Origin of the sequence: Bacillus cereus group sp. N12 (assembly GCF_016483575.1) — a bacterium.
In the GTDB taxonomy this organism is placed as follows: Bacteria; Bacillota; Bacilli; order Bacillales; family Bacillaceae_G; genus Bacillus_A; species Bacillus_A toyonensis.
Genome location: NZ_JAEHBO010000075.1, coordinates 1 through 21912 on the forward strand (window position 1 = coordinate 1; position 21912 = coordinate 21912).

The following is a 21912-nucleotide window of genomic DNA, read 5'->3' on the forward strand; positions in this document are numbered from 1 at the left end:
TCCGTACATATGCCTGAAACGGGCGCATTTCATAGTTATGCAGTTAAATACATTGGACCGGGTACAGGGTATACAGTAGCCTGGTTGTATTGGTTAACTTGGACTGTTGCTTTAGGTTCTGAATTTACAGCCGCAGGATTACTTATGAAGCGATGGTTTCCATCGATTAGTGTTTGGGTATGGAGTGCTCTTTTTGCCATTTTGATCTTTTTATTAAATGTCCTGACTGTTAAATTTTTCGCCGAATCCGAATTTTGGTTTTCATTGATAAAGGTTATAGCTATTGTGATTTTTATTGTTTTAGGAGTAGCCGCAATGCTAGGGTTTCTTCCGATGACTCATTCAAAACCAGCACCATTCTTTTCTAATTTTACAAGTGGAGGTTTATTTCCTCATGGTGCTACGGCCATTATAATGACCATGCTTACGGTTAATTTTGCTTTTTCGGGAACAGAATTAATAGGCATTGCAGCTGGAGAAACAGCGAACCCGGAAAAAATGATACCGAAGGCCATTCGAACTACTCTGTGGAGATTGATTATCTTTTTTGTAGGAACGATTGTTGTTTTATCTGCGTTATTGCCTATTTCCGATGCAGGGATATTAGAGAGCCCTTTTGTTGCAGTTCTAGAACGAATTGGGGTGCCATATTCAGCTGACATAATGAATTTCGTTATCTTAACAGCCATTTTATCTGCGGCAAACTCAGGCCTTTATGCCTCTTCTAGAATGCTTTGGTCGCTTGCTAATAAGAATACGATATCTCCGATTTTTGGAAAAATGACGAAGCAAGGTGTTCCAATCAACGCCGTCATTTTCAGCATGGTGGGTGGAGCTTTGGCTTTGCTCTCAAGTATTGTGGCACCAGATACTGTCTATATCGTACTTGTTTCCATTTCCGGTCTAGCAGTAGTTGTAGTTTGGATGAGTATTAGTGCTTCCCAGTTCCTATTTCGCAGACAATTTTTGAAAGAAGGAAATTCTGAAAAGGACTTGATTTATCGGACACCACTATATCCATTAGTACCAATTGTTTCTTTTATCCTTTGTCTGGCATCGTGTATTGGAATTGCATTCGATCCAACACAGAGAATTGCCTTATATTGTGGCATACCGTTTATTTTGTTTTGCTATGGAAGTTATTATCTAACAAAAAATCTAAAAAAGAGGGGCGTAGATTATGTCGAACAAAATCAACCCAATTGATGCTATTTTATCCCAACATTCCATTATGCTTCTTGACGGAGCATTAGCTACAGAATTGGAGGCGCATGGATGTAATTTGGACGATCCCCTTTGGTCGGCACGTGTGTTATTAGAAAATCCGGAACTCATTTATCGGGTTCATTCAGACTATTTTCGTGCTGGAGCGGACTGCGCCATAACAGCAAGCTATCAAGCTACTATTAGTGGGTTTTCCGCGCGTGGAATACAAGAACAGGAAGCTTTGGAATTAATTAAGAAAACGGTGTTACTTGCAAGAAGGGCAAGAGATGATTTTTGGAAGGAAAATACGCAAACAAATAGGCCTAAACCATTGGTTGTTGCATCAGTTGGGCCGTACGGGGCTTACCTTGCAGATGGTTCAGAGTATGTAGGCAACTATGGTGTGACAGATAAAACATTAGCAGACTTTCACCGTTCGAGAATGTCTGCGTTAATCGAAGCAGGTGCAGATCTATTGGCATTTGAAACGATCCCTTCCCTGCAGGAAGCAAGAGTATTAGATACATTATTGCGTGAGTTTCCAGAAATATATGCGTGGCTTTCCTTTTCGCTAAAAAATGAGAAAGAGATTAGTGAAGGTATGAAACTCGTGGAGTGTGCACGAGCTTTTGAGAAAAGTGAACAAATTGTAGCGATAGGCATCAATTGTGCGCCAATAACCGTTGTGACTGGTGCAATCCAAGAGTTGAGGGCAAACACCAAAAAACCGATTATTGTTTATCCAAACTCTGGTGAAACTTATAATCCAGAAACAAAAACATGGCATGATCATGAACAATGTAACGCGTTGGATATTCAATCTGAAGAATGGTACCAAGCAGGTGCACGTTTAATAGGTGGATGCTGCAGAACGACACCTTATCACATTGAGGAGATATCGAACAAGTGGCGTTCTTCCGAGTTTTTCTATTCGAACGAAGCAAAACAGTAATGGAATGGATGATAATCTATCTTTGTATGTATTTTCATGATTTAGCTTGTTCAGGAATCTACAGTTACGTCTAGTGGCACAAAATGTCTTTTCAGAGACACAAATGTGGATGGTAGCCTCAGGAATCCAGTGGACTTTTGGGTACCTTAGGTATGGAAAGGAATCAGGGAAAATAAAAACCGATAGTTTCATAGATATGGTAGATAACATGCTGAATCTTTTAATGAAGATGTAGTTGATCCAATTGAAGGTGAAGGGGACCATTTATTCGTAATTAAAGTTAAAGAAGAGGTTAATTTAGTTATTCAAAAAATAGTTCAATAACCATATGAAAATTTATTGTGGTAAAAATCCTTGTTATAGTAGTAAATGTAGTCATATTACTGTAAAAAAGGATAGATGTAAACAGGTACACTCTCCTGTTCATCTATCCTTTCCTTTTTACCTTATAAAATGTGTGACATTATATTCAATCGTATAAATATAGGATTTCATTACTATTGCCTTGACTCTTAATAAAACGATAGGGTTTATTTGGTATGCGTATTATTAAGAGTATGCTTCTATTTTAGGAATGTTTTACCCCACAAAATGAAAGTACACTTTGTTTCCATTCTTAAGTTGATGGGTATGGGTAACCGCCACATCACTATTTCCTCCAACTCGCAACATGTTTGCGGTATCCTTGCTCAAATCATAATAAATATTATGTATCTAGCAGCTTAACTCTTTTAATATAATACTTAAAAATAGATATGCTTAATTGCATATCCACTATCAAGATAGTATTCACTTTCCTTATACATACTTTTTTCCTATTTATATACTTACCTTCGCTTCTCCAACATCCTGTTTTTTAATTAAATCTAAGTAAAAATGTGAGACAGTTGTGTTGTAATAAGGAGAAATGAAAATAAATGATAGATTAAATGTAAACATTCCTATAAATGCGGCTAATAAAAACCAACCAATAAATGATAACCAAAGAACAAATAACTTTAACTTTTGTCCTTTCATTATTCTTTTACTCTCCCTCAATGCTTCACTTGCTGTATAATCAGGATTCTCTATTAATATGTAATACGACATGGAATAAGAAAAATATTTAATAATACCTGGAACAATTAATAATAGACTCCATAAAAAAAGAAAAATAGCCTGCAACAGACCCAATTTTATTGACTTAAACAAATTGTTCTTCTTAAACCCCAAAAATACATCATCTACTTTAACATCTTCATTTTTACCTAAATGTAAGGTGAAAACAGAGTATCCATAGTTAAAGATACCTTGTATGGAACTGTAAATTAAGAAACAAATAAGTCCTAAAAATATATAACTTAGAATAAGTAATACTAGTGCAGTCGGATCTACTTGTGGTTCCCCACTAATTGAATAAATTAAGAACACATCCAAACCAATTACTCCAATAAATAGGCCAACTATTAAATACATGAAACCCGCGATTGCTGATGCACTAAGAGTGGGTACAAAACAGTTTAACGCTGATACTCCTATACCCAGCCCCCATTTACCATCTAACGAATTAATTGCTGCTTTCTTTAAATTTCTTGTCATACTTGTATTCCCTCCTTTTTCTTATTTTCCTTTACTGAAAACATTAAAGAACTTGTAGCAGGCCCCGCTACAAGTTCTTTTAGCTAAATATTTTAGCTCATCAAAACAAATTATTTATTCTACACAATCGGGGTAATGCCTAAAATATGGTTTGTTAACATCATTATATAACATAATTATGCATCTTTGTTAAAAATTCTATATCTTTAGATAAATCACTCTCCATTTTTTTACTTGCTTTTAATTTTCATGTAGTTTTATCTTTTGTAAAAAGGTTCAAAAATTATTTGTATTAAATCAATAAAAAATGTATTTAATAAACATTAAAAGATCACCTATAAAATAGGTGATCTTTCTTGTGATTTTGCACTCGTGCACTACTTTAGAAATATATCATAAATTCATCTTTTTTGTTAAATATTTAATTCTATCAATTCTAAAACAACAATTCTAGGAACTTAACGTAATACTGTAACCATATAAACACTTCGATTATTATATTATCCCTTATTTCTTAAATAAAGGTGCTATTTTATCAATGCGATTTGTCCAAATTCCACCTGTATAATCCTCAGGAAGACGCTTTATATCTTCAGGTGAGTCAAATCCACTTGAAAATCCAAATCCATTTCCCCCTACAATGATAACTCGAGTATCCGCTTTATCCATTCGATTAAGAAAACGATTTGGCCATCCCCAAAGCCAAGGAGCTACTTTGTCTGGTATATGCAACTCACCATGCTTCAGGCTTGAAGGCATGTAACCAGTCCACCCTAACGCAATATAAGTAAGAAGATCCTTTTTCATAGTTGCTTTTGACATTGTTCGTAAACTAGGGATGCGCTCTTCTATTGCAGCAATTGGTTTATCTCCACCATATACAGTTAGTTGCTCAAGGCGTTTAGCTGGTAGTTTCTTTAGGTAATCAGCCAATTGGATTCCTTCATTTTCATCATCACTTTTGATATGAATAAGAAAAGAACGATCTGGAAAATGATTAAGTACTTCATCGAGTGTTGGCATAAGATTAATCCCTTTACCACGAAACGGGAATGTTTTCCCCCCATCAGCTGTATAACCATAACCAATATCAAGTGCTTCTAATTCTTTTGTTGTAAAATCTCTTGTAACACCTTTACCATTAGTACGGCAATCAAGAGTCCAGTCATGGAAAATAACAAAATTATTATCTTTAGTAGGTTGAACATCAAACTCTACTAGATCAGCCCCAGCTTTAAATGCCGCTTCCATAGATGGAATTGTATTTTCTAAATAAGGATATTCAGGTTTATTTATACGTTCTGCAGTACATGTATCACCCTCAATCCCTTCCATGCTAAATGTTTGTGAAAGTCCTCGGTGAGCAAGAAGAATAGGAGCTCCCTCATCCCTCTTAGCAAAAAAAGAACTATTATTTACATAAACAAATACGAATAGGATAAGAATTATCCAAGTCGTTTTACGTTTCAGTAACCTTTTTATTTTATTCATTGTATTCCCTTCTTAACTATTTGTTGAAATGATTTAAACAATGTTTGTCATTTAAATACTGGTAAATGTTACAACCTATCTTATTACATTGCAATGGATATCATTGGTAAACAAGGGTTAGTACTTTGATATATAGCGGGCGGAATAGAAAAGTAATATAAATATGTTGCAATGCTTTTTCTATTAAGTAATTGTATGTCTTATGCATTGATTTGAAAAAAATCTTAGTGTTTTCCTCTCTTTCAATTAATGAAATTCAATTGATTTTTAATGAAACTATTTTACAAACGCTTATTTATTTGCTCTGACATATGGACAGAAGTAATTTCAAACAACATTATTTTAAAGCATTCATTTATTTGGAATAAAACAAAATATTTTATGTATTATGTGGAGAACAATAATTTTTAATTACAAACAAGGGAGAAGGAATAAGAATGAAAAAGTTTAAAATGAGTATGGTGGCATTCGTAACGACGTTGTTAGTATTGTCGGTCCCTTTTTCTACATTTGCAAACACAATAGATCCTTTTAGTTCTGGATGGGATTACTTAGGAGAACAAACGCTATATTCTAATGGTGCTGAAAGTGATGTATATGCCTCTACTGGTGGAGATTATAAGATTTGTCGAGCTGCTGAAGTAGGTTCAACTAGTAAGTTAAAGGTTGAACTATGGGAGTACGATCCTGATAGCTATAATGATTATGTAGGAGTACGATATTTAGGCCCCGGTGAATGTGGAGTTTTCAGAAATATTGGTGGCTTTGTGGATGGAGGAAATGAAGCGGAATTTTTTGCGAAATCAAAATCTAGCAGTAAGATGCATTTAATCTTTTTTGATTAATCCATTAACAAAATGAAAAATAATCCAGGCTTGATACGTAAAAGTCAAAACGGTAGATGGGCAAGATTAAGTTGATAGGTTGCAATACAACTTGCCATAGAAGTGTTTTTGGTCTATTGGTAATAATTTTTTTACGAGTTAAGGTAAATGTATAGGTTACAGTATTTTCAAATGAAGTCGCCATGTGCACAAATCAGTTGCGACATTTTGATGTTTTTTAAAAATTCTAAGGGAGTTTTAATCGAAAATCTTCACCTGGCGGACAGCTGTATCCCCTACTTGTTGCGCTTATTCTTTCGTTGTTACCTTCTCTTTCCTCAATATATATCTTTGCACCTGTGCAGCAAGTTTTATCCTGTCCTATGCTGTTTGAATCTCTAATTGGGTTTCTTTGCCCATCCCCTTAAAAAGGGTAAATTTTAAACAAACTTAATTGAGTTTTTACACTTTCTCAATATTACAGTATCAAATTTCTTATATAATTGAATTATTCTTTTTATTTATTTTTATGTATCTGTTCCCTTTGAACCCTATTATAGGGTTCCTTTTTCATATTCAAATATTTATTAATTAATTTATCAATTTCTTGACTTAAATGAATTACTTTTGTATGACTAAAGCCATGTTTATTTACAAGTTCTACTAATTCTAATTTTTTATTTTCTATTAGATTATTTAATATTGTCACTAACATACACTTTTTTCTTTCACACTCCCCCTGAGCAAAATAAAAAGAGCTGCTCCCAGCCCTTGTATACTTAAATGCAGTATAAAATTTTCCAAATTCTATTATAAATGAATATACATAAAGCTAACAACAATAATTTTTAGTGTATTAATAAATAAAAAAGCAGCAATATTTAATTACTGCTACAACTTCTTTATAAAATCATTATTTATAAAAACATTTTCCCCTGATCCATCAGCTTCACCATACCAAACTTCCAGCTTTATAATATGTGTCGCTACTTCTTTTAATATCACATTCTTGAACTACCCCCACTTTCACTTCGTTTAGAAGAGGGGGATTCCTAAGTAAAGAGTTCTATCGAACTCTAATTTATTAGGCTAGCTCCACAGTCCTTGCGGTTAGAAGCCTTATCGCTTCATTCTTTAGATTAATACTTGCGTTAATATCCCTATCATGGTGTGTAAGACAAGAAGGGCAGTCCCATTTACGTAGGTTGAGATTTTTAACGTCTTTGTTTCGATATCCACAACAAGAACATAATTGGCTGGAAGCAAATATTTTCGATACAACAATGACTTGTTTGCCGTACCATTTTGCTTTATATTCCAACATAGCTCGAAATTGTGACCATGATACTTCACTAATCGCTTTTGCTAACTTATGATTCTTTAACATATTCGATACTTGCAAATCCTCTATACCGATAACATCGTGGTTTTTGATGATTTCAGTCGAGATTTTGTCCAAGTAATCTTTTCTAGCATTTGTCATGTATTCATGAATTCTAGCTACTTTTACTCGTTGTTTATTCCAGCGAGAAGATCCTTTCATTCTTCTAGAAAGAACACGCTGTGCTTTCGCCAACTTCTCTTCTAATGACCGAAAAAACTTCGGATTTTTATAGGTTGTTCCATCTGACAAAATGGCGAAATCTTTTAGTCCCACATCCATTCCAATGTAAGATTGTGTTTTCGGAAGTTCTTGTACTTCTGTTTCAGCTAACAATGACACAAAGTATCTGCCGGAAGGGTTCCTTCTAACCGTAGCATTTACAATACGTCCCTTTACTTCGCGACTCTTGGCAAATCGAACAAGACCTAGTTTCGGCAGCTTAATCTTTTTTCCTACAATGGCAATGTTTTCATTTGTTTTTTTTGTGGTGTAAGATTGTACGTTGTTTTTCTTAGATTTGAAACGGGGGGCACTAGTTTGTTTTTTGAAAAAGCGTGTATACGCATCCGCAAGGTTGCGAACAGATGACTGAATCGCAATACTATCCACTTCTTTGAGCCAAACAAACTCTTTCTTCATGGCAGGAAGTTTGGCAGAGCATGTACCATAAGTCAAACCTTTTCCTGTTTCTCTGTATGCATTATCCCATAGAGATAGGAAGTGATTGAATACAAAACGAGAGCAGCCAATCGTTTTTTTGATTAGGATCGCTTGTGCTTGATTTGGATAGATACGAAATTTATATGCTTTATTGATCATCATTCGTTTCACCTCTATTTCGATATGTGTCTATTATACAACAAACATACATTCTGTAGGTAGTGAAGTAACAGTTTATGCATGTCGAACAATTAAGATAGCTTCCTGCCATCTCTTGTCCGAAGCCAATTCATCTGCCACCTACTCACTTCGCGTTCCTTGAGGAAGGAGTCTTCTTGGCTAAAATGATAAATGATGTAATAGGTGCCACGTTATGTTCTGTATCTCTGTAGTTCTTTAAATTGGTTATAAATGCCCTTTCATTACCTTTTAAATTTGTATAATAGTCATTTTCTTCTTCCCAGTTGCCAGGCTGCCATCTCATATATAGAAAATCATCTTCTACTAATGCTTCATTTATTTGTTTCTTTGTAAATGGAATATCCTTGCTCTGATAAACTTTTGTATATTCTTTAACGAGTAGTAATTTTAGAGTTGCTTCTTCCCAGCTTCCTGTATTTATTAATTCAACCAACACTTTATATTCATCCTTTATAATTACTTTACCGCGAAAGACTGTATACATTTAAAATGGCACCTTTTTCACCCTCTTGAACCCATTATGAATTTAATTACCATATATCCTTAACTACACAATGGAAGGTTTTAGAAATCGTATTATGTTTCCCTTTTGGTTAAATTCACTATCGTTGTTGCAATTCTTAGAGGTAAGATCAACTATATAACTCTCTGAAATTTTAAAAGTTCTTTCCTCATTAAACATTTTCAAAGGAACTGATACTCCAACATTATTATCCAAATGACTTAGTACCATTACAGGGATAGTTTCTCCTTTTAATAAATCAACATATGAGGTCTTAACTTTATAATAATGCCCTTCTAAAAAATGCATTTTTCCGTTTATTAAATCCACTGCAACTCCATTATTACAATACGCTAAGTTTTGATTTGAAAAATGAATATCGTCCGATACTTTAATAAATTTCATCGTTTTATTATCAAATATATAGTAACCGTCTCTTACTACAAAAAGATTATGTGGATTGATAAACTCTAGCAGATAATGTGTGATTTCAAAGCTAGTATCTCCCTCAATCATTTCTCTGTATTCTACATAAAGTTTCTCTAATTTTTTAAATGTACTTAGTTTGATTCCCTGATTTGGTCTTGATGCAAGTGTTAAGTCATCTAATACCCATTTAGCCACATATGTTGACGTTGGAATCATTTACAATTTACCCCCTTCAAAATTCTATATATGAACATATAAACTATTTAAATTTAATAAATTGGGCTCTACTTAAAGTATAGGCAGAATCTATTTAATAACTAAGATAATTCTCTAACTTTTTCATATTTACTTTTTATAAATTATATTTATCAAACTCTAAAATGAAATATTTATCATTTTAGCCAAGAAGACTCCTTCCTCAAGGAACGCTAAGTGAGTAGGTGGGAGATGAATTGGCTTCGGACAAGGGATGGCAGGGAGCCATCTTAATTGTTCGACATACATAAATTGTTACTTCACTACCTATCGAATGTATGTTTGTTATATAATAGATACATATCGAAATGGAGGTGAAATGAATGATGATCAATAAAGCATATAAATTTCGTATCTATCCAAATCAAGCACGAACGACTCTAATCAATAAAACGATTGGCTGTTCTCGTTTTGTATTCAATCATTTCCTATCACTATGGAATAATGCATACAAAGAAACAGGAAAAGGTTTGACATATGGTACATGCTCTGCCAAACTTCCTGCCATGAAGAAAGAGTTTGTTTGGCTAAAAGAAGTGGATAGTATTGCGATTCAGTCGTCTGTTCGCAACCTTGCGGATGCTTATACACGTTTTTTCCAAAAACAAAACAATGCCCCGCGTTTCAAATCTAAGAAGAACAACGTACAATCTTACACCACAAAACAAACAAATGAAAACATTGCTGTTGTAGGAAACAAAATAAAATTGCCAAAACTAGGTCTTGTTCGATTTGCCAAAAGTCGTGAAGTAAAGGGACGTATTTTAAATGCTACGGTTAGATGGAACCCTTCTGGTAGATACTTTGTTTCATTGTTAGTTGAAACAGAAGTGCAAGAACTTCCGAAAACAAATTCTTACATTGGAATAGATGTAGGACTAAAAGATTTCGCCATTTTGTCAGATGGAACAACCTATAAAAATCCGAAGTTTTTTCGATTGTTAGAAGAGAAGTTAGTAAAAGCACAGCGTGTTCTTTCTAGAAGAATGAAAGGATCTTCTCGCTGGAATAAACAACGAGTAAAGGTAGCTAGAATTCATGAATACATGGCAAATGCTAGAAAAGATTACTTGGACAAAATCTCAACTGAAATCATCAAAAACCACGATGTTATCGGTATAGAAGATTTGCAAGTATCTAATATGTTAAAGAATCATAAGTTAGCAAAAGCGATTAGTGAGGTATCATGGTCACAGTTTCGAACTATGTTGGAATATAAGGCAAAATGGTACGGTAAACAAGTCATTGTCGTATCGAAAACATTTGCTTCCAGCCAATTATGTTCTTGTTGTGGATATCGAAACAAAGACGTTAAAAATCTCAACCTACGTAAATGGGATTGCCCTTCTTGCCATGCACACCATGATAGGGATATTAACGCAAGTATCAATCTAAAGAATGAAGCGATAAGGCTTCTAACCGCAAGGACTGCGGGGTTAGCCTAATCAATTAGAGTTCGATAGAACTCTTTACCTAGGAATCCCCCACTTCTAAACGAAGTGAAAGTGGGGGTAGTTCAAAATCAATTTATATTTCCAGGAAAATGCGGGAGAAATTAGACCAACTAGCCAAAAGAGGACGATACAATCTTTGTTTTTCGACTTATGAAACTCATAATACATAGCCTTTTTGTTATAAGATTTATCTTAGTCAATATTAGCGATTAAAGTAAGATTTGACGTGTACTTATTTATATAAAATATATTAAACATATGGTGCGTGAAATTTTGTGCTAACTGGTAAGTAAAAAGCTCATTTTTTCGTTTTGGAGTATTCGCTTTTCTTGTTTTGATAGTGATAAACTGGTACCCCTAAATCTAAACTACCCATTACCCCCTATAATCCAAATAAGAGGAATAAAAAATACTAACACGTTTAACATTATTCCGATTTTCGCCCAAATATTTTTATTTTCTGTATATGATAAAACAGCTAAGATAAATCCAATTGCACAAAGAAATGTTGTTGAAATAATCGAAGCTCCAAATAATGCAGTTAATAGGATTCTGTATTTAACATTAATAAAACATATGATTAATAAAATAGGTATTAAAATTGATATGCTTATTTTTATGCTACTTTTTTTCATCATAATATCCCTTTCTAAAATAGTATATGAAGAGAGCACAAATCGAACGTTCTTTATAGGGTTACGGTCAGCATTTCGGAAAAACCCACAAGTGGAACAAGTAATAAAAAGTAAATTTTATTCCTACATTAACTAGGTGTTACTAAACAAACATATCTATTATCACATGCTATTACATTGATATAAACATTTAAAATGGGACAGAAAGTTCAGATAACAAAACTTATAAACATTTCATAGTCTTGCAAAAGACTTAAAATCATATGAGAACCAATAATTTGTACGGTATGGTCACAGTACTGTAGCCCACAAACCTATATAGTCTGTTGTGGGAGGGGTGGTGGCACACCACAATCTTGCACGTCAGCGATACTAGAAATAGACTTCGCATTTGGTAGCAAGAATCCCACTGACGTTAGTCAGCTTGTAGCTTTAGCCGTGAGAGTGTCAAAAAAACGCTAACTTGAATATAACAAAATTCTTGCAAATCTCTAAAAAAATAAAACTAGTGGTTCTGTTGCAAAGTTTACTAAATGAGTCTATACTCCATCGCTATCTGATGAGTATGCTATATTTGCAAAAAATCCCGATATACTTGTGACCAAGTAAAAAAGCACCCTGTAAACAGGGTGCTTCACTTCTACTAATGACTAATATTAGCAGTTGGGTATAAAGTTGTTCCTCCAATTGAAACTTTTATTTCATTTGTTAATGGAATATTTTGTTCATTAATAATTGTTCTCCACCATTCCCATGCAAGACCTGTACATTCTCTCGCTACGACTTTTACATTTTTGGAATTCGGTGGAAGTGGTATTACTGTAGAGTAATGAGCCGTTTTATCTTGGTTGTTTCCTTCCCAAGTTTTATGTGTTAATACTTCTTTCCCATTTTGATCATATGAGAATTCATCCCAAGATACATCAAATTGAGCAACATATGCACCGTAATGATCAAGCGTCATTTTCGCACTTGAATATTCTGTAGTTGTAGTCTCAATATAATCTGTATTGTTATGAACAGCAGCAGTTGCGTTATCTTTTAAGAAAGTGCTTGTATATGAAATTGGGTATGCTGGATTTTTAGAACTTAATTCTGCATTATCTTTAATAATATTTCGGATTTCATTAAAATCTTTTGTAACAACTTTATTATGCTCTTTTGCATCTCCGCCTAATACTACAGCGGTAAAGGTACTTTCTTCAAAAATATCTTTGTACTGTCCACTCGCTTCAACGCCTTGACCCTTAATTAGAGCTTTAAAAGCAGATTGTACATCTTTACTTTTAGATGATGTTTCTAATTTTACATAAACGGTTCTACCATAGGCTACATTTGACACCATAACAGGCGGAGCCGTATTACTTACCCCTTTACGAGTCAACTCATCAAACGTAACACTGTTATCAAAAAGATCAGATGGATTGTTAGGTAGTTCAGCACTTACGGTATAAAATATTTGCTTATATGCCGCAACCATCACTTTTTTCTCTCCATTTGCAACGGCATTAAAGTCAATGTTTAGACTGTTATCAAGATATTTAGCGTTGACATTAAGAGCACTTGCGATTTGTGATTTACTATATACCATAGATTCTGTATACTGCATTCTTGCAGGTAACGAATGTGTTGATGCATACTTCTCATTCCAAGTAGATACTAAATCATCTACTGCTCCAGACACATTACCATATGTCGGATTTTGGACAGATATCGTATTTTCTTTCCTCATTCCAGGTAAGTCTATACTAATATTTAAAGGTTTTCTCTTAGCCACTAATAAACTAGGTTGATTATCGGCAAAAGCTTTATTTGCAAGTTGTACTGCTCCTGGATACGTACGATTAGCCACAGAATCAATAATTGAAATATCCACAGGTGAAGTTGTAAGTGATTTTTTCTCACGTTCCACTACTACAAATTTACCATTTGAATTTGTACTTTCTTTCGGAACAAAACTCTCTACTTTATCCCCATTTACTGCTAAAATCTCTTGATTGTTATACTTTAAATTTGCTATGCCAGTATCAATGCCAATAGCTTGTTTGGGTTCATTAGCTGAATTACTTTTAGGTGTTTCCGCTAATGAAATAGATGAATAATTAATAGTGCAAAAGCTGATTATTAAACTTGCTATTAATTTTTTTCCTTTTGTATTTCTTGTTGTCTTCACAAAAATCAACTTCTTCCTTTTTTCGTATTGAGGTATAATAATTTTTTATAAATAATTGCTAAATAATGAACTTACATAAATGCTTTTAAAAGTTCTTGAATTAATGGGAGTACTCCACCTATAAATTTTAAAATTATCATATTATTTCCGCCCCTTTTGTTGTTGCTAAGATGTGATTTATCTTTATACTCTCATTATAGTAAGCGCTTACAATTCTATCAATACATTCTTATATGTAATATTGCATATTAATAATGTTAAAGGAACTTTACTCACACAAATAATCTGTATATCAATTCATCCTTGATATACAGATCATTTGTATGATAATTTTTATAAATAATTGCTAAATAGTGAATTTACATAAATGCTTTTAGAAGTTCTTGAACTAATGGGATTGCTCCACCGATAAATTTTAAAACTGCCATTGCGATTTCCATATAATTTCCTCCTCTTTTGTTAGTACTAGGATGTGATTAATCTTTATACCCTTATTATAGTAAGCGTTTACATTTGTAACAATAGATTTCTGTATGCAATGTTGCATATTTATACGTTTAGACAAAAATTAGACCTCTATTAGTCATTCTTTAATGGTACCATAGCAAGGTGAGAGTCTTTAAGGGTTCTTCTTAATAGGAGGAAATATGGAAAGAGTACAAGAGATTTACAGTAATCTAAAATTTAAGAGTTGGGTTAAACAGGTATTAGCTGTAGGCGGAATGGTAGGGTTCTTCTACTTGGTGTTATATGTTTTCTGTTTCTTATTTGATATGTAAAAATTATACGACTACACTAGTGGAGTCTTGCCTAGAGAGGTAAGGCTCTCTTGTTGTACTTGAGATGAACAAACTGCATACAATACTTCTTAGGTTTGTCAGATTACTCTGTATGGTGCCTTGTTCCTCTATGTTCTAGAACCAGTAACTCCTATCATTGAAAGTAAATAAGCTTCCATTTATATTGAAAACATAATTGTATTGATAAAAAATGTACTTTTACTAGATACATATTAAAAAGACAAGCATAAGTTATATTACATTTTGGTAAAATCTTTTTGTATACACCCATCTCTATATAACCATATAAATATAATATATTAAAAATAATTTAAATGCAAGAATACTAGTAGTGGAACCGCCAGCATTTTTGAAGAAAAACACGCTAAGCAAAAAATACAATAAGCTGCCCATATGGACAGCTCATTTACATAATTCTCGTTATAGGAAAGAAATATCAATCACTGAGCATTAATATTCTTTAACTGAGTAACAGTTCCAAATCTTTTTTGTTTTATATGAGTCCTATAATGATTATAGGACTGAAGTATGATTCGAAATAGCGTTGATTATATGATTCCAATCGTCACAGTGAATCTCGTGACCCGATCCTTCTAGGGTTAGTAACAAAGCATGGGGAATTTCATTAACAAGAGCAAGACCATGCTCGTATGGAAGCACTATATCCTCTGTACCATGGATAACCAAAGTAGGTATATTGATTTCTTTTAACTTCCCCTCATAAGAATCATCACCTTTAAGAAGGGAGTGATTAAACATACTGAGTAGGTTATTTGCTCGTTTTATTTCTTTTTCTACCTGCTTATAAACCCTCTTCTCATCGAATTTATGATTTGAACCACACAGTAAAGCTGATCCTGTAACCAAGTAATTTGCAACAGATTCTTCATCTGACCAATTTAGTTTGGCCGCATTAGCATGGTAAGTGAGTACCTTCTCATCGATTGGAGGTAAATTCCGGTTGTTGTCTTCAGAACCAAAAAGACCTGATGCAATCAAAGTTATACTTAGAACTCTCTGAGGGTTCCTTAAGGCTACAATCTGAGCAATCATTCCACCCAATGACATTCCAACAATATGTGCTTCGTCAATATGATATGCATCGAGTACTCCAATCGCATCATCAGCCATATCTACCACAGTATAGTGGGAACTCCCGGGTTTATAAGTAGTTGACCTTCCGACATCTCTATTATCATAACGAATAACATATCGGCCCGTATTAGCTAATTGTTGACAAAATTCCTCATCCCAATAAACCATTGAACACATGGCTCCCATAATCAGTAAGACTGCTGGATCTGCTGAATTGCCAAAGCTCTCTGTACATATATCAATTTTATTAATTTTAATAATCTTTTCAGTCATGATTAACTCCTCATTTCATTCGTATTTAGTTAATAAAAAAAGACACAATCAAATAAACCCACATATTTTGAAAAAAATAGTTGGGCATAACGAATTGTGTTTAAAATTAACGTAAACGAATGAACTTGATAATCATGTTAAACACTCTCCTATAAAAAGGGAATAAGGGTAAAACCCTTATTTTGATTATAACATAGCTCTATCAGTAGTAATATAGGTTCACTTTTTCTTATTTTATAATTAAAAAAATAATTCTTATTGTATGAATCTGCACTCTTAGTTGAAGAAAAGACGATGTATACAATATCCAAACCTAATTAACATAACGTCTCATTATTGTTAGTAAGAAAAAGCTAGATTATCCGCAAAATTGTATAAAATCTTGCATACTCTTAGCATGGCCTTTTTCCGAAATGCTGTCGAGACCGAGACCCTTTTAATGTATAAAGAAAAGACCCCCTAAGGTGCCTTCCTCCGACTTGAACCACTTTAATTTTAATAATATAGTTCTGATTTTAAAAACTATAGGGATTTTTTTGGGGCTTTGTAAGTAGTTTTTAAGAAATTATGAGTGATTTTTTTATTTTGGTTTTCAAAATAGTTTTCTTTAATGATTTTTATAAGATATTCTTTTTCTGTTAGTTCAAATATAAATAATGCTTTTTTCATGATATCAGCAACATCTTCTTCATTATGTTGTTTTAATCTTAATAAATTCCAACCCTTTCCATAGTAGAGTTCACCTAATAGGTATAAAGTATTTAGGTTAATAGCTAATTTGATACCTATATCATTGTATTTTATTGCCTCTTCATGTTGATTTGTATGGCCTAAAATTTTTGCTAAATTAAAAATGATTTTTAATTTAATTTCTTTATCTCTAGGAAAATCTAGCTTATTAAAATTAGTTAAACATCTTCGTAATATATTAATACTTTTTTCATATTCTTTATTTTCCCCATGAAATATAGCCATTGTCTGCATAATCTCTATTTCTCTTTCTGATAAACAATCCATATTGGTTAAAGTTAGTTTTAATGCATGATTTAAAAGATTTAAAGCAATTTTTGTTGATTTATTCACCATAAATATAACGATTGCTTCATGCCATAGTAGAAATTGTTTATCTTCTGTTGATTGGAAATTATTTTGGTTTTTCTCTTGTTTTACTATTTCATAAAGTTCTTTATATTGTTTTTGCTTTGTACAATCTCTCATTACATATTTTACATTTTCTATATATTTTAATTTTTTGTTTTGAGTTAATGCAAATATACTATTTGGATCAATACCAAGTCTTTCTGATAATTGGTATAACAATATGCTAGATGGATAAATCATACCCTTTTCTATCTTGCTAATTTGACTTTGTGAACATATTCCATGACATAATTCGGATTGTGATATATTTTTTTTAATTCGAAGTTCTTTAATGGTAATACCCAAATCGTTAAATTCCATCTTTTCACCTACTATTTAGCACTTTATTAGCATAAGAATATTTTCTAATTCTTAATGTAATGTAAAATTTTTATAGTTGCAATTATTGGTTAATTAATAGTGCATATATCAGTCTATGTTTTTCGGTACTCGTAATTGCAGTAGTTATTTTTGTTGTTATGATTATGACGCAATAGATGTTCAATCAAGAAGAAATTATTGTAGGAAACAAGATACTGAGTAATTTACATAAGGACCGTACCCTTTCCATAGGATGGCGAGGCTTTTTAATGTACAAAAGAAAAGACACCCAGAGGTGCCTTCCTCTGACTTGAACCACTTTAATATTTAATAATATGTATTGGAATCCCATCCGAATATTATTTTACCATGTTACATTACTTTGTTCATTGATGGGAATCATCATATTGCCATCAACCTAAGAGTACCTACTACCTTTTATTGTTATACATATTATTCTACCTAGATTAATAAGAAGAGATGAAAAACACCTTCACAAGGTGTCTTTTTTCATTATAGAAATATCTTAAATAGGACTCTTTTTTATAGTCTAATTGCAAAACCTTTGGATATTTCAAATAAATAACTTTAAATCAGTCTCTATATACTAATTAATTCTTAAAAATGTAAACAGACGTTTGTTTAAAATATTTTAGTTATGAATCAATGTGTGAGGTATGATGAGTTCCGTGTTCAATTGTCTACTTAGTTAACTTCTCATTTATTATATAAAATTTATCGCTACAAGTTCTTCTTAACGTTTTTTCATGAGAAGTAATCAACTTTTAAACTTTTTTTAATATTCGAAACCACTATTTGTAATCCAATCCATATTTTATTGATACCAATATAGTTACAGGTATGCTAAAATCCATTTGAAACATTGCTTTTGGGAATGTAATTGCTATTATAATCGCAACTTATTTTCTACAAACTGATTGGATTTCAATCCAAATTGCGGTTTTATTCCGCAGTCCTTAACAAATTGTTAAGGACCTTTTTTATTTGTTCTTTAGTTGTGAAAAAATAAAATTTGCAAAGATATAAAATTTTCATAATGGGGGTAGTTAAAATTATTAGCTTGATGGACATGTGGTTGGAATCCTTTTAAAGAAAAGATTAGAAGAATAAAAGAAAAAAATGAGAATATATTTACAATCGTGAGAAAAAATGTTCTTTGTTTTGTTGTGAATAAAAAGGAGGTATGTCTGATGAATATCATTCATATTGAAACTAAAAATCATTATAAAAGTGAAAAAGAAAATGAAATGAATAGTATACCAATTATCAAGCGGGTATATTATGAAAATGGAGAAATTAAGTTCGAAATATTAGAAGATAAAAAAATTCCTATAGCATGGTTAGATAAGTAAAAAAAGGTACTCATTCGAGTGCCTTTTCTTTTATTCTTAAGAAGGTTTTTTACGTTCAAATTATATATGCCTTTAGATATATGAACTACCGAGAAGTGATGTTATGTTAATTGACATACATACTATATGCAAGGGATAAAAGTTTTAAAATGGAGATGAATTTCATATTGTATAAAAAGGGATTGGAGATATGAAATTAGTTTATTAGAGAAAAATGGTGTGAAGTTTTTTTATTGATTTTATTTTGCTTTTTTGATGCATTTATTAGTTATGATAAGAGTTTTTGGAGGTGAATTATGTTAAATGAAGAAAGATGGAAAGGTCTTATACCAGATGAATATTTGAGTGCTTCTGCATTAGATCCAAATTTGATTGGTCCTACATTACCACCTATTCCACCTTTTACTTTTCCAACAGGACCAACAGGATTAACAGGGCCAACAGGATCAACGGGACCAACAGGACCAACAGGACCAACGGGACCAACAGGGCCAACAGGATCAACAGGATCAACAGGGCCAACAGGATCCACAGGACCAACAGGGCCAACAGGGCCAACAGGATCCACAGGACCAACAGGGCCAACAGGGCCAACAGGGCCAACAGGGCCAACAGGATCCACAGGATCAACAGGGCCAACAGGATCCACAGGATCAACAGGATCCACAGGATCCACAGGATCAACAGGGCCATTTGCCACTAATACCAATGCTTTTATAGTAAATTTTACTACTACAGCTCTTATCCCTCAAGGTACAGGAATACCATTAGATACTAATTTAATATTGACACCAGGAATATCACATACACCTGGTTCTAGTGTTATAAATTTAGATGCTGGTACTTATTTAGTTGAATATAATACTGTATCGCAAGCTCCAACAGGTAATTTTGTATCTACTAGAGCCCTTCTTAATGGTTCTACTATTACTGGAGCTATTGTTGTTAGTCCGCAAGTAGCTTCTGGAACATTTCAATCCTTAAGTTCAGGATTTCTTGTTATAGCACCTAATCCAGTTAATACTTTGGAAATTGCTGCTGATTCTTTAGGAGGGAACATTTATAATTCGCAGTTTGCAAGTATTCCAAATGTATCTGTAAGAATTGTTAGATTAAGCTAATAATCCACTTGTTTACTTGATTTTTAATGTATACTTTTGTTATATAAATTGAGGGTATCAGGGGAATTAGTGAGAAGTCAATAATTTAGTGGGGATGAATGTAAACTAATGGGTAAAAGTTTACTTTGGAGTTTTGAATCATTTTATAACTAATTTTGTAATAAATTTCTCAATACAGATATAGATGTTATATATGGTTGTTATATCGAAAATTAACAAAAAATATAATACTATAAAAATTAAGCTGGTTTCTGTCACTTGTTTTTCTCTTACGCTAAAGATAAGATCGTGTTCCTGGATCTTATCTTTTTTATTTAAAATTCCAACAGGAATGGAGTTCGTGAATTTTATAAAAAGAGAGAAGGTAATTTATTGCTCTTTTTCTACATCAACTTTTATTGTATATTTTGGGGTTACTTGACGTTTACATTTATTTTAAAAAAAGTACTCGTATGAGTACTTTTTCTTACCATGTCATGTAAAAACATTCTAAACTTACTTACATGCATACAATTATCAAAGATGGTTATATAATTGAGAAGATTGTAAATTATCAATCTACGTTTATATGATTAGGAAAGGAGCTAAAAGCTGAAAATGTTAGAAATCATTTTTGTTGCTGTATTACTTTTATCTAGCATCACTCCCATCTTTATCGAACGAGGTTTGACGAAAAAAAACATAGTCATTTTACTGATTAATTATGTATTCTTATTTGCCATCATCATTGTAATTGGTGCAAACTGGCGTATGATCCCCGCCTATTTCTTATTGTTCGTTTTAACATTACAAGTTTTTTTGAAACCAAAAACTACAGCCGTTTCTGAAAAGTTAGTGATGAAAGTTTTAAAAGGTTTAGGAATTATCGTAACTACTATCGCAATGTTTACATTACCTTTACTTTTTCCGATCATAACACTCCCAGAGCCTACTGGAAAATATACAGTAGGAACGAAAGCTTTTCATTTAATTGATACAAATCGAAAAGAAACCACTGTACCAAATAATCATGAAAATCGTGAGTTAATGATACAAGTATACTATCCTGCCGAAAAAGGATCAGGGAAGCCTTCTGCTTATTTTGAGAACATAAACGAGCTGGCTGAACAATTGGCAGTAACAAACGGTGCTCCGTATATCGTAACGACACATTTAGGGCTGACAAAAACACATTCTTATCAAGATGCTAAGCCACTTCAAGATAAAGAAACATTCCCCCTCCTTTTATTCGGCCATGGGATGGGATTATATGGTCAACAAAATACATTCCAGTTAGAGGAATTAGCTAGTCAAGGCTATGTAGTAATCGCTCTTAATTTCACAGGATATGCAGCAACAACGATTTTCCCTAACGGAAACCGTGTAGACTCTATACCAATTGAATATACACCTACTGACTTAAATAACATAGTTCAAAAATGGGAACAGGATACTACTTTTGTTTTAAACGAAGTAATAGAAGGGAATTTCGATAAAAGTTTTAATACTATCGCAGACTTAATTAACTATGACAAAATTGGAATGTTCGGTCACTCTTTTGGCGGAGCAACTTCCGCACAAATGTTAGTAAAAGATACGCGTATTAAAGCCGCAATTGATATGGATGGCGGATTGTATGGTGATCCAATGCCTAAAGACGGTCCTCAGAAACCATTCATGTTGATGAATGCTGAGGCTACGATTCATTATATGAAAGAAGCTAAAAATCAAAAGACAACCGGAATCCAAAATGAATTATTGGAAATATCCTATTTAAGAAATAAAACTATTGAAAAACCTGGCGTGTACACAGTGGTAATTCCAAAAACAAATCATACTAGTTTTACAGATTTAGCAGCATTTTCACCTATTATTAACGAACCAGACGAAGATGTAGCCGCAAATTATACACTCATTAATAAACTAGTAACTAGCTTCTTCGATCAAAATTTAAAAGGAATAAACAAAAATCATTTAGAAGAAATTCAGAAGCAATATCCTGAACTTCATCTGATTAAACACTAATAACCATTTTCCGAGTTATATAACCCCTCCTTATACTTGAG

17 protein-coding genes and 2 pseudogenes are annotated in these 21912 nt (G+C 32.8%); 8 read left to right on the forward strand and 11 right to left on the reverse strand.

Annotated elements, in window-relative coordinates:
• Positions 1 to 1206, forward strand: a 1206-nt coding sequence (locus JDS92_RS24250) for an amino acid permease (protein ID WP_199632641.1), incomplete at its 5' end; no start/stop codon positions are given.
• The gene (gene mmuM / locus JDS92_RS24255) at positions 1181 to 2158 is read left to right on the forward strand and encodes a homocysteine S-methyltransferase (protein ID WP_199632642.1); all 978 of its coding nucleotides are present in this window, start codon (positions 1181 to 1183) and stop codon (positions 2156 to 2158) included. The genes JDS92_RS24250 and mmuM, both read left to right, overlap by 26 nt.
• Positions 2159 to 2977: 819 nt before the next feature.
• Here mmuM and JDS92_RS24260 read toward each other — a convergent pair.
• Both JDS92_RS24260 and JDS92_RS24265 read right to left on the reverse strand, forming a co-directional pair.
• Positions 2978 to 3736 carry a DUF975 family protein gene (locus JDS92_RS24260; RefSeq protein WP_199632643.1) on the reverse strand — a complete coding sequence of 253 codons (759 nt, stop codon included), beginning with the start codon at positions 3734 to 3736 and terminating at the stop codon, positions 2978 to 2980.
• Between the two features lie 507 nt (positions 3737 to 4243).
• Complete coding sequence (locus JDS92_RS24265; protein WP_199632644.1) at positions 4244 to 5227, reverse strand: glycerophosphodiester phosphodiesterase family protein; 984 nt, start codon at positions 5225 to 5227, stop codon at positions 4244 to 4246.
• 437 nt (positions 5228 to 5664) lie between these two features.
• Here JDS92_RS24265 and JDS92_RS24270 point away from each other — a divergent pair, with 437 nt between their 5' ends.
• Positions 5665 to 6072 carry a hypothetical protein gene (locus tag JDS92_RS24270; protein ID WP_199632645.1) on the forward strand — a complete coding sequence of 136 codons (408 nt, stop codon included), beginning with the start codon at positions 5665 to 5667 and terminating at the stop codon, positions 6070 to 6072.
• Positions 6073 to 6568: 496 nt separating this feature from the next.
• On the opposite strand, the gene JDS92_RS31440 is transcribed toward JDS92_RS24270, so the two are convergent.
• The 4 genes from JDS92_RS31440 to JDS92_RS24290 all read right to left on the reverse strand — a co-directional run bounded on the left by JDS92_RS31440 (position 6569) and on the right by JDS92_RS24290 (position 9443).
• Complete coding sequence (locus tag JDS92_RS31440; RefSeq protein ID WP_199632646.1) at positions 6569 to 6766, reverse strand: aspartyl-phosphate phosphatase Spo0E family protein; 198 nt, start codon at positions 6764 to 6766, stop codon at positions 6569 to 6571.
• Positions 6767 to 7135: 369 nt separating this feature from the next.
• Complete coding sequence (tnpB, locus tag JDS92_RS24280; RefSeq protein WP_199632647.1) at positions 7136 to 8257, reverse strand: IS200/IS605 family element RNA-guided endonuclease TnpB; 1122 nt, start codon at positions 8255 to 8257, stop codon at positions 7136 to 7138.
• 142 nt (positions 8258 to 8399) lie between these two features.
• Complete coding sequence (locus tag JDS92_RS24285; protein ID WP_199632648.1) at positions 8400 to 8780, reverse strand: hypothetical protein; 381 nt, start codon at positions 8778 to 8780, stop codon at positions 8400 to 8402.
• A gap of 63 nt (positions 8781 to 8843) precedes the next feature.
• On the reverse strand, positions 8844 to 9443 hold the full coding sequence (locus JDS92_RS24290) for a hypothetical protein (RefSeq protein ID WP_098009656.1): 600 nt from the start codon (positions 9441 to 9443) through the stop codon (positions 8844 to 8846).
• Positions 9444 to 9805: 362 nt separating this feature from the next.
• Here JDS92_RS24290 and tnpB (JDS92_RS24295) point away from each other — a divergent pair, with 362 nt between their 5' ends.
• Positions 9806 to 10927 carry an IS200/IS605 family element RNA-guided endonuclease TnpB gene (gene tnpB, locus JDS92_RS24295; RefSeq protein WP_199632649.1) on the forward strand — a complete coding sequence of 374 codons (1122 nt, stop codon included), beginning with the start codon at positions 9806 to 9808 and terminating at the stop codon, positions 10925 to 10927.
• A gap of 377 nt (positions 10928 to 11304) precedes the next feature.
• Here tnpB (JDS92_RS24295) and JDS92_RS31055 read toward each other — a convergent pair whose 3' ends face one another.
• The 3 genes and pseudogenes from JDS92_RS31055 to JDS92_RS31445 all read right to left on the reverse strand — a co-directional run bounded on the left by JDS92_RS31055 (position 11305) and on the right by JDS92_RS31445 (position 14291).
• The gene (locus JDS92_RS31055) at positions 11305 to 11574 is read right to left on the reverse strand and encodes an amino acid carrier protein (RefSeq protein ID WP_242476028.1); all 270 of its coding nucleotides are present in this window, start codon (positions 11572 to 11574) and stop codon (positions 11305 to 11307) included.
• A gap of 640 nt (positions 11575 to 12214) precedes the next feature.
• Positions 12215 to 13744 carry a thiol-activated cytolysin family protein gene (locus JDS92_RS24300; RefSeq protein WP_374191346.1) on the reverse strand — a complete coding sequence of 510 codons (1530 nt, stop codon included), beginning with the start codon at positions 13742 to 13744 and terminating at the stop codon, positions 12215 to 12217.
• 359 nt (positions 13745 to 14103) lie between these two features.
• Positions 14104 to 14291 (reverse strand): annotated as a pseudogene (locus JDS92_RS31445) (hypothetical protein).
• 100 nt (positions 14292 to 14391) lie between these two features.
• Between JDS92_RS31445 and JDS92_RS31285 the strand changes: the two are divergent.
• Positions 14392 to 14523, forward strand: a complete 132-nt coding sequence (locus tag JDS92_RS31285; protein ID WP_000442772.1) for a hypothetical protein — start codon at positions 14392 to 14394, stop codon at positions 14521 to 14523.
• A gap of 534 nt (positions 14524 to 15057) precedes the next feature.
• Here JDS92_RS31285 and mle read toward each other — a convergent pair.
• Both mle and JDS92_RS24310 read right to left on the reverse strand, forming a co-directional pair.
• Positions 15058 to 15912, reverse strand: a complete 855-nt coding sequence (mle, locus tag JDS92_RS24305; protein ID WP_199632651.1) for an alpha/beta fold macrolide esterase — start codon at positions 15910 to 15912, stop codon at positions 15058 to 15060.
• Between the two features lie 522 nt (positions 15913 to 16434).
• Entirely contained in the window at positions 16435 to 17373 is a 939-nt protein-coding gene (locus tag JDS92_RS24310) for a helix-turn-helix domain-containing protein (RefSeq protein WP_106081119.1), read from the reverse strand.
• A 1211-nt stretch (positions 17374 to 18584) separates the two neighbouring features.
• On the opposite strand from JDS92_RS24310, the gene JDS92_RS24315 reads away from it, so the two are divergent.
• The 3 genes and pseudogenes from JDS92_RS24315 (at position 18585) to JDS92_RS24330 (ending at position 21871) form a co-directional block, all read left to right on the forward strand.
• Entirely contained in the window at positions 18585 to 18746 is a 162-nt protein-coding gene (locus tag JDS92_RS24315; protein WP_170958008.1) for a hypothetical protein, read from the forward strand.
• A gap of 296 nt (positions 18747 to 19042) precedes the next feature.
• Positions 19043 to 19408 (forward strand): annotated as a pseudogene (locus tag JDS92_RS31730) (exosporium leader peptide-containing protein); the annotation flags it as partial.
• Between the two features lie 1056 nt (positions 19409 to 20464).
• On the forward strand, positions 20465 to 21871 hold the full coding sequence (locus JDS92_RS24330) for an alpha/beta hydrolase family protein (RefSeq protein ID WP_098911330.1): 1407 nt from the start codon (positions 20465 to 20467) through the stop codon (positions 21869 to 21871).
• Positions 21872 to 21912 lie beyond the last annotated feature (41 nt).

Coding starts and splice junctions, on each gene's coding strand:
- JDS92_RS24260 (WP_199632643.1), bottom strand. CDS start 3,736: ATGACAAGAAATTTAAAGAAAGCAGCAATTAATTCGTTAGATGGTAAA.
- JDS92_RS24270 (WP_199632645.1), top strand. CDS start 5,665: ATGAAAAAGTTTAAAATGAGTATGGTGGCATTCGTAACGACGTTGTTA.
- JDS92_RS24315 (WP_170958008.1), top strand. CDS start 18,585: ATGAATATCATTCATATTGAAACTAAAAATCATTATAAAAGTGAAAAA.
- mle (WP_199632651.1), bottom strand. CDS start 15,912: ATGACTGAAAAGATTATTAAAATTAATAAAATTGATATATGTACAGAG.
- JDS92_RS24290 (WP_098009656.1), bottom strand. CDS start 9,443: ATGATTCCAACGTCAACATATGTGGCTAAATGGGTATTAGATGACTTA.
- JDS92_RS31285 (WP_000442772.1), top strand. CDS start 14,392: ATGGAAAGAGTACAAGAGATTTACAGTAATCTAAAATTTAAGAGTTGG.
- JDS92_RS24265 (WP_199632644.1), bottom strand. CDS start 5,227: ATGAATAAAATAAAAAGGTTACTGAAACGTAAAACGACTTGGATAATT.
- JDS92_RS31055 (WP_242476028.1), bottom strand. CDS start 11,574: ATGATGAAAAAAAGTAGCATAAAAATAAGCATATCAATTTTAATACCT.
- JDS92_RS24285 (WP_199632648.1), bottom strand. CDS start 8,780: ATGTATACAGTCTTTCGCGGTAAAGTAATTATAAAGGATGAATATAAA.
- JDS92_RS24310 (WP_106081119.1), bottom strand. CDS start 17,373: ATGGAATTTAACGATTTGGGTATTACCATTAAAGAACTTCGAATTAAA.
- JDS92_RS24330 (WP_098911330.1), top strand. CDS start 20,465: ATGTTAGAAATCATTTTTGTTGCTGTATTACTTTTATCTAGCATCACT.
- JDS92_RS31440 (WP_199632646.1), bottom strand. CDS start 6,766: ATGTTAGTGACAATATTAAATAATCTAATAGAAAATAAAAAATTAGAA.
- tnpB (WP_199632647.1), bottom strand. CDS start 8,257: ATGATGATCAATAAAGCATATAAATTTCGTATCTATCCAAATCAAGCA.
- mmuM (WP_199632642.1), top strand. CDS start 1,181: ATGTCGAACAAAATCAACCCAATTGATGCTATTTTATCCCAACATTCC.
- tnpB (WP_199632649.1), top strand. CDS start 9,806: ATGATGATCAATAAAGCATATAAATTTCGTATCTATCCAAATCAAGCA.